Below are 7225 nucleotides of genomic sequence, written 5' to 3'. Positions count from 1 at the left end.
ACGTTCAGTGCCCGTGGGTTCGACCCTCTTTGGTCGATCGCGATGCTGCCCCTTTGCCCGGGCGGCGTCAATCATCGCTGCGAGGCGTCCGGGCGGGCCATGCGCCGTGGCCCGCTCCCTTTCCCCTCCCCAGCTGCTGATATAGTCGCTCCAGCACGACGGGCACCCCGCCCGTCCTCGGAATACAGGGAGTTGGTCATGGGTCTGGTACAGGCGGTGAAGGGTGCGGTTGGCGGTGTTCTGGCCGACCAGTGGAAGGATTTCTTCACCGTGCCGGCCGGCCTGCCGTCGACGGCAGCGCTGTTTGCCGCGGTGCCGCGCGGTACCAATGCCGGGCGCGGCTCGAACACCAGCGCGTCGTCGAACATCATCACCAATGGCTCGAAGATCGTCGTGCCCGAAGGCTACGGCCTGCTGCTGTTCCAGGACGGCGCGGTGACCGGTTTCGTTGCCGAACCGGGTGGCTATGAATGGCGCTCGGACGACGCCAACTCGCAGTCGATCTTCGCCGGCGACGGGCTGGTCGGCCCGCTGATCAAGCAGAGCTGGGAGCGCTTCAAGTTCGGCGGCCAGCCGGGCTCGCAGCAGGCGGCGTTCTTCGTCTCGCTCAAGGAGCTGCCGGACAACCGTTTCGGCACCCAGTCGGAAATCTACTGGGACGACGGCTTCCTGGGTACGCAGGTCGGCGCGCTGACGCGCGGCTCGTACACGCTGAAGATCGTCGACCCGATCCTGTTCGTGAAGAATTTCGTGCCGGCCAGCTACCTGCAGCCGGGCCAGGTGTTCGACTTCACCGATCTGGACAACGCGGCGGCCAGCCAGCTGTTCAATGAAGTGGTGGGCTCGCTCGCACCGGCCTTCAGCCTGTACACCAACGATCCGGGCAAGGGCAATCGCATCACCAAGCTGCAGCAGGATTCGCTTGGCTTCGCGCAGAGCCTGTCCGCTGCCGTCGAACAGGGCTACCAGTGGAAGTCCGATCGCGGCCTGGCCATCGTCAAGACCGCGATCGTGTCGATCGAATACGACGCCAACACCCGCGAACTGCTCAAGACCGTGCAGCGCGCCGATGCGCTGGCCGGTTCGCGCGGCAACTCGAACCTGCAGGCCAGCGTGGCCCAGGGTATCCAGTCGGCCGGCGAGAACGGCGGTGCGGCCGGGCTGGTGGGCGTAGGCATGGCCTCGGGCATGTTCGGTGCCGGCAACCTGCAGCAGCCGGCGACCCCTGCGGCCCCGGCGGCGGACGACCCCGTGGCCAAGCTGAAGAAGGCCAAGGAAATGCTCGATCTGGGCCTGATCACCCAGGACGACTACGACAAGCTCAAGGCCAAGGCGCTGGGCCTGTAAGACGCAGGAAGCGCGCAGATCATGTCCGATTCCCGAATCCCGCCGCCGCTGCCGTCGTCGGCCCCGCCTCCGTTGCCGCCTGCGCCGCCCACGCCCGTGAGCGGCCCCGGATCGCCGCGGGACGTGCCGCCGTTGCCGGGCACCTTCCCGGTCGACCCGTCCACCCTGCCCCCGCCGATTCGCGATGAATTGCTGGCGCCGGACCCGGTTGCCCTGGATACGTCCGCCGAAGAACTCAAGGACGGCCTCAACCGCTGCCCGAAATGCGGCTCGACCGATGTCCGGCTCAAGCTCGGTACCGACGTACTGGTCTGCCAGTTCTGCCGCAACGAGTGGCATGGCACGCTGGTCGAGCAGGCGTTCGGGCTGGGCGATGGCATCGACCAGCTGCGCGGCACGGTCATTGCGTCGGGTGCGCGTGACATCCAGGCCGATACCGCCAGCCTGATGAGCTTCAAGTGCACCGGCTGCGGCGCCGAAGTCACCATCAACACCGAGAGCACGATGACCGCACGCTGCCACTGGTGCCGCCATGTGTTCGGGGTCAACGAACAGGTGGCCAACGGCGCGGTGCCCGATGCGGTACTGCCGTTCAAGGTGAGCAAGACCGATGCCGTGGCGCGTATCCGCCAGTTCGTGGACAAGCGCCGTCTGTTTGCGTTGAAGGCTTTCAAGAACGAGTTCACGCCGGAAAATGTGGTGGGCGTGTACCTGCCCTACATGATCGTCGACAGCAACGTCAGCGCCGCGGTCGCCGGCAAAGGCGAAATCCTCACCCGCGAGTACACCCGTGGTGAGGGCGACAAGAAGAAGACCTACTACGACGCCGATGTGTACCGGGTGGAGCGGGAGGTGGACTTCACCGTGGACGACCTGCCATTGGAGTCGTCGGCCGAGCGCGGCAACCTGGACACGCGCACCAATACCAACAACATCATCAACACGATCCTGCCGTTCGACACCAAGAACGCCTTGAAGTGGAACGCCTCCTACCTGATGGGTTTCACCACCGAGAAGCGCAACCTCGACGTGGAGAAGCTGCGCCCGCGGCTGGAAGACCAGCTGCTGTCGATCGCCCGCGCGCAGGTGGAGGGCTCCGTGCGCCGCTATGACCGTGGCGTGCGCTGGGAGCAGGAGCGGCTGGACGTGCACGGTACGCGCTGGGTGTCGATGTACCTGCCGGTGTGGCTCTACTCGTATCACCAGCCCGGCCGCAACGGCGGCATGCTGCACTACATCGCGGTGAACGGCCGCACCGGTGAAACCATGGGCAGCGTGCCGGTGCAGCAGTGGAAGCTGCTGTTGGCCGCGCTCGCCACCGGTACGATCATCGAAGCCCTTGTTCTCTTCTTCCTGGTGGCCTCCTCATGAGCGATGACAGTGGACTCTGGTTGCTGGCCGCGGGCCCGGCCAGCGCGACCGCGTTGTACTGGGCGCTATACCGGTACTACCGCAATACCGACAAATCCCACGCCTTCGAGCGCGAGACCTTGGTGGAGGCCAAGCCGGTAACCGGCTCGGACCATCGGGTCGATACCATCACCGGCACCCAGGAAACCCGCATCCGCGGCGACAACGTGCGCGCCTACCGCACCCGGGTGATGCGGGACAGCAGCTGACCCCCGGAGCTGTCGGCGCTGTCGGCACGATCGTGACCCCGCCCAGCACGTGGCCGTCGGCGTCGGTCGACGATCGGGCGTTTTCCGCCCGTGGGCGGCGCGCAACCAAGTGCCGTGCCCGCCCCTTCCCCGGGCGGACACGGCATCCCCATTCTCGCGCCAGGCGGGCGTAGCGACGCCCGACCGGGTTACAGCTTCAGCGAGCCTTCCACATCCAGCACGGTGCGACGCGCCAGTGCCAGGTTGGCTTTCTGGCGGTCCAGTACCACGTAGAAGAACAGGCCTTTGTTGGAGGCCACCGGACGCAGCACGTGGTACGCGCGGCCCAGGGTGATCAGCATGTCTTCGATGACGTCGTTGAGCTTGAGCGACTCGGCCGTCTTCATCTTGGCGCGCAGCACTTCGGTGTTGCCGGCCGCGGCCAGTTCCATGTCCACGCCGGAGCCGGCTTCGCCGAGCAGCATGCCGCTGTCGTAGTCGACCAGGGCCACGGCCTGCGCGCCATTGATCTGCATCAGGGCGTCGAGGCAATCGGTGATGCTCTTGTTCATTCTGTTTTCCTTATCAAGTGGAGGTGGGTCAATCAACGTGTTCGGGTGTCGGCCGGCATCGCGGCGGTGAGGCGGCGCACGCACTGTTTGGCGTGCCACAGCACCTGCCCCATCGCACTGGTCTGGTCGCAGGCGGCCATCAGCAGTTGCGGCGGCTGCACGGGGATGGTCAGCATCAGCACCTTGCCGTGCGCCGCTTCCAGGATCAGCGCACCGAGCGAGCCGATCACCAGCTCGCGACCGAGCGCTTCGGCCAGCGCCAGCATCGAGCTGGTCATCGCGGCAAGGCGGCTGACGGTCTCTTCTTCGCGGCCGACCTGGGCCAGGGCGAAGCCGTCCAGGCTGGCGACCACCACGCCCATCAGGCCGTCCACGTCGTGTACGAGGGTGGCCAGGTGCGCGTCGACCTGCTCGCGCACCGCGCCGCTTGCCGGCAGGCGGGCTGCATCATTCATCGCAGGCCACCAGGGTTTGGCATTCAATCTGACTCATCAGTACATCCATCACGGTAAGAACCTGCATCGGATCGCGCGGATCCACCATGACGATGGGCAGCGCTCCATCGTCGTGTTCCAGCCACTGTTCGCAGGCGGCGCGCTGCGCCGGGGCGGCATCGTCCATTCGGGTCACGCCCATTACCACCGGCAGCGGCGCGGGGTGGCGCTCGACCGCGTCCAGATAGGGCTGCACCTGCTGCTGGGGTAGCCCGGCGTGGGCGTTGACCAGCACGATCGCGCCACTGGCACCTTCGAGCAGGATCGGCCACAGGAAGTCGAAACGGGTCTGACCGGGCGTGCCGTACAGCCGCAGCCGGTCGCCGCCCGGCAGGTCGATGTCGCCGTAGTCCATCGCCACGGTGGTGAATGGTTTGTCGGCGCCCGGGTCGGTGTTGCGCACCTCGGTAGAGACCGCCCTGCCCTGTGCCAACGCCTGCACCAGGGTCGACTTGCCGGCGCCCATTTCGCCCAGCACCACGATCTTGTATTCACGCATTTCATCGACTCCAGCGGTTACGCACATCACGCCACATCCGGGCCAGCGCATTGCTGGCAGCCGGCTTGGCGGGCGCTACGGTCAGCGCCGGCATCGGGGCAGCACTTGGATGCGCATAGCCGCTGATATAGGCGGCATTGAAAAAGGCCTGGACCTCCACACGGGGCAGGCCCAGGATCGAACTGCAGCTACCCACATCCAGCGCATGCCGGATCATCAACGCGCARATCCGAAAGTCGTCGTGACGGTGCGCCAGTACGCGGAAATCCGGCCAGCGACGCAGTCGCAGGCAGGTGTCGTCCTGCAGCGGTGGCAACGGGGCACCATCGCCGGCTGCATGCAGGCCCGCTTGCCAGAGCAGCGGACGCAATGCCACCGGTCGGGATCGAGCCGCCTGCGCATCGAACAGGCTGCGCGCAACGGGCAGCAGCTCAAGGGTGGGCTGCGGACCCACCAGCGCCGCCTGGAACAGGGCCATCGACATCGCCGACGGCTCGKCCAGCACGCCCAGGTTGTGCTCGGTGTCCAGCCAGCACAGCACCTTGCCCCTGGACATGATCGCAGCGCAATGAATGGGGTCCTGCTGCTTGCGTTCGAGCATCAGGCGTCGGCGCAGCGCCTGCACGAAGAGCAGCGGCTGTGGCGCAGCGGAGGGAAGTGTCGGTTCGACGTCGAACGGCACACGGCGAAAGCGGCTCATACCGCGTGCCTTGCCGCGGCCGCGGACGATGAAACGGACAACATCATGGGGATCTTCGTGTGGGAGCGGATGCCTGGCCGGTGACGCTGGGCGGTCACCAGCCGACGGGGTTCTAGGAGACCATCCGGCCCCTCGATCGCGCCATGCAAATACTGTGAAAACGGTCGCCGCCGCAGGTGTTTGCAAGTATTGGTATGCGTTGCGCGCCACACTTCATCAGTTCAAAARATGCAGTGCCCCTTTCGCACTATTTGTATATACAACAACAATCAAAGTGCACAGACTTTCGGCTCAGAACAGGGTGCWGGCCGCCTGAATCGCGATACGGGCGATCGGCAGGGTGCCGTGCCGTTCTCCACGCTTGTCCGCCAGGAGTTCCACCGTGCCCATCCGCGTCATCATCGCCGACGATCATCCCGTTGTCCGCCTGGGCGTTCGTGCCTTGCTGGAAGGTGCGGGCCGTTACCGCGTGGTGGCCGAGGCCGCCTGCGCCGATGAGCTTCTCTGCGCGCTGGAGCGTGCGCCCTGCGACGTGCTGATGACGGACTTTTCCATGCCCGGCGGCGCCGCGCCGGACGGTCAGGCGATGCTGGCGATGATCCACCGCAGGCACCCGGCGTTGCCGGTGGTGCTGATGACGATGTTCACCAACGTACCGACGCTGCGGATGGCGATGAAGAACGGCGTGCGCGGGGTGATCGACAAGGCCTGCTCGCTGCTGGACATTCCCCGGGCAATCGACGAGGTCCTCAACGGTTCGGCCTATGTCTGCAGTTCGCTGCGCGCCGAGCTCTGCAACGGCGACGAAGAAACCGGCTCGCTGTGTGCCTGCCTGTCGCCGAAGGAACTGGAGGTGCTGCGGTTGTATGCCTCCGGGCTGAGCATCACCCAGATCGCCGCACGCCTGGATCGCAGTATCAGCACGATCAGTCGGCAGCGCATTTCGGCGATGAACAAGCTGGGGATCCGCGCCGAATCGGAACTGTATGCGTTTGCCAGCGAGCACAGGCTTGCCATGGCACCCTGCCCGGCGCCGCCTGCGCCGTTGCAGTCGGCCGCATAGCGCCCGTGCGCGAGATGGCGCGGCGTTAACGCGGGCTGGCGCACGCTCTGGTGCGGCGTAAATGGAAACCAGAGTCGATCATGAAGCAGGCAGTCCAATTTTTCGTGCTGGGTACGGCGTGGGTAGCCATGGTCAGCGCGTGCAGTCCGCAACCGGCGGTGGTCGTCACCGCGTCATCCTCCATGGCCGCCGCAGACGCCCCGCCCGCAGATACGGGCCCGGCAGCGTCGGTGCCCGGAACCCAGGCCGGCGATGGTTTTGCCGAGCCGGTACCGGGCATCGCGGTCCGCGCGGTTCCCGGCACGCATGTCGAACATGATTTCAAGCGCAGCTACCTGACGCTGGATGCCTGGAAACTGTATCCGGCGGCGGGCAGCATCGGGACGCCGCTTGTCGCCGTCGTGATGGATGGCTCCAATGACGTCACCTCGGCCGAAATGCGGATCGGCCGCAGCGATACGGCAGCCGACATCGCCGCCTGCCTCGTCGCGCCCGACGAGGCGACCGGCCCGTCGGACACGGCGGAGATAGGCGGAGTGCGCTTCACCCATTTCACCGCCAGCGATGCGGCGATGAGCCACTACGTCTCCGCGGAGAGCTACCGCGCCGYGCACAACGGGGCGTGTTATGCGATTGACCTGATCGTTGCCGGCACCCGTCCGGACGTCTACGACCCGCCAGGCACGCCGCCATTCACCAACGACGTTGCCAAGCAGCGGTTGGCAACGGCGCTCGCGGCGGTGCATTGGGTAACGAAGGGCTGAGGATGACCGCGGCGGGGAGGGCCGCTATGCTGCCCTATCCTGCCCCCGAGGACGTCCCATGCGTACGTTGTATCCGGCCATCTCCCCCTACCGTGAGTTCGCATTGCCGGTGGATGGCCTGCACACTTTGCATGTCGAGGAATGCGGTACGCCGGACGGCATCCCCGTGGTATTCCTGCACGGTGGCC

The 7225-nt window shown here is 66.1% G+C and carries 9 protein-coding genes and 1 pseudogene; 6 read left to right on the top strand and 4 right to left on the bottom strand.

Annotated features, from left to right (window positions below; all coding sequences use genetic code 11):
• The first annotated feature begins 198 nt into the window (after positions 1–198).
• The 3 genes from AC1DQP_RS13760 to AC1DQP_RS13750 are packed head-to-tail and all read left to right on the top strand — an operon-like array spanning position 199 to position 2966.
• Positions 199–1347 carry an SPFH domain-containing protein gene (locus AC1DQP_RS13760; RefSeq protein WP_256774306.1) on the top strand — a complete coding sequence of 383 codons (1149 nt, stop codon included), beginning with the start codon at positions 199–201 and terminating at the stop codon, positions 1345–1347.
• Positions 1348–1368: 21 nt separating this feature from the next.
• Complete coding sequence (locus AC1DQP_RS13755) at positions 1369–2718, top strand: TFIIB-type zinc ribbon-containing protein (protein WP_457319674.1); 1350 nt, start codon at positions 1369–1371, stop codon at positions 2716–2718.
• Positions 2715–2966 carry a hypothetical protein gene (locus tag AC1DQP_RS13750; protein ID WP_256774304.1) on the top strand — a complete coding sequence of 84 codons (252 nt, stop codon included), beginning with the start codon at positions 2715–2717 and terminating at the stop codon, positions 2964–2966. Before AC1DQP_RS13755 ends, AC1DQP_RS13750 begins: the two co-directional genes overlap by 4 nt.
• A 188-nt stretch (positions 2967–3154) precedes the next feature.
• Here the strand turns inward: AC1DQP_RS13750 and AC1DQP_RS13745 are convergent, their stop codons facing one another.
• Genes AC1DQP_RS13745 through AC1DQP_RS13730 form a run of 4 tightly spaced genes read right to left on the bottom strand, consistent with a single transcriptional unit; the run spans position 3155 to position 5210 of the window.
• Positions 3155–3517: a hypothetical protein gene (locus AC1DQP_RS13745; protein WP_256774303.1), complete on the bottom strand. Its 363-nt coding sequence runs from the start codon at positions 3515–3517 to the stop codon at positions 3155–3157.
• A 32-nt stretch (positions 3518–3549) separates the two neighbouring features.
• Positions 3550–3972 carry a roadblock/LC7 domain-containing protein gene (locus AC1DQP_RS13740; RefSeq protein ID WP_457319673.1) on the bottom strand — a complete coding sequence of 141 codons (423 nt, stop codon included), beginning with the start codon at positions 3970–3972 and terminating at the stop codon, positions 3550–3552.
• Positions 3965–4510: a GTP-binding protein gene (locus AC1DQP_RS13735; RefSeq protein WP_256774301.1), complete on the bottom strand. Its 546-nt coding sequence runs from the start codon at positions 4508–4510 to the stop codon at positions 3965–3967. Before AC1DQP_RS13735 ends, AC1DQP_RS13740 begins: the two co-directional genes overlap by 8 nt.
• Position 4511: 1 nt before the next feature.
• A complete protein-coding gene (locus AC1DQP_RS13730) occupies positions 4512–5210 on the bottom strand; it encodes a hypothetical protein (RefSeq protein WP_478051803.1) in 699 nt (232 codons plus the stop codon).
• A gap of 382 nt (positions 5211–5592) precedes the next feature.
• Here AC1DQP_RS13730 and AC1DQP_RS13725 point away from each other — a divergent pair, with 382 nt between their 5' ends.
• The 3 genes and pseudogenes from AC1DQP_RS13725 to AC1DQP_RS13715 form a co-directional block, all read left to right on the top strand.
• On the top strand, positions 5593–6273 hold the full coding sequence (locus tag AC1DQP_RS13725) for a response regulator (protein WP_478051802.1): 681 nt from the start codon (positions 5593–5595) through the stop codon (positions 6271–6273).
• 80 nt (positions 6274–6353) lie between these two features.
• A complete protein-coding gene (locus AC1DQP_RS13720) occupies positions 6354–7037 on the top strand; it encodes a hypothetical protein (protein ID WP_478051801.1) in 684 nt (227 codons plus the stop codon).
• A gap of 58 nt (positions 7038–7095) precedes the next feature.
• A pseudogene (locus tag AC1DQP_RS13715) lies at positions 7096–7225 on the top strand (prolyl aminopeptidase); the annotation flags it as partial.

The sequence above is a fragment of the Stenotrophomonas sp. P5_A8 genome, assembly GCF_056400545.1.
Note: the sequence above shows the minus strand (reverse complement) of the source record. Positions and strands in the feature narration are given on the sequence as shown.

What these genes read in the sequence shown, in the direction of transcription:
- AC1DQP_RS13760 (WP_256774306.1), top strand. Translation starts at nt 199, where the DNA reads ATGGGTCTGGTACAGGCGGTGAAGGGTGCGGTTGGCGGTGTTCTGGCC.
- AC1DQP_RS13755 (WP_457319674.1), top strand. Translation starts at nt 1,369, where the DNA reads ATGTCCGATTCCCGAATCCCGCCGCCGCTGCCGTCGTCGGCCCCGCCT.
- AC1DQP_RS13750 (WP_256774304.1), top strand. Translation starts at nt 2,715, where the DNA reads ATGAGCGATGACAGTGGACTCTGGTTGCTGGCCGCGGGCCCGGCCAGC.
- AC1DQP_RS13745 (WP_256774303.1), bottom strand. Translation starts at nt 3,517, where the DNA reads ATGAACAAGAGCATCACCGATTGCCTCGACGCCCTGATGCAGATCAAT.
- AC1DQP_RS13740 (WP_457319673.1), bottom strand. Translation starts at nt 3,972, where the DNA reads ATGAATGATGCAGCCCGCCTGCCGGCAAGCGGCGCGGTGCGCGAGCAG.
- AC1DQP_RS13735 (WP_256774301.1), bottom strand. Translation starts at nt 4,510, where the DNA reads ATGCGTGAATACAAGATCGTGGTGCTGGGCGAAATGGGCGCCGGCAAG.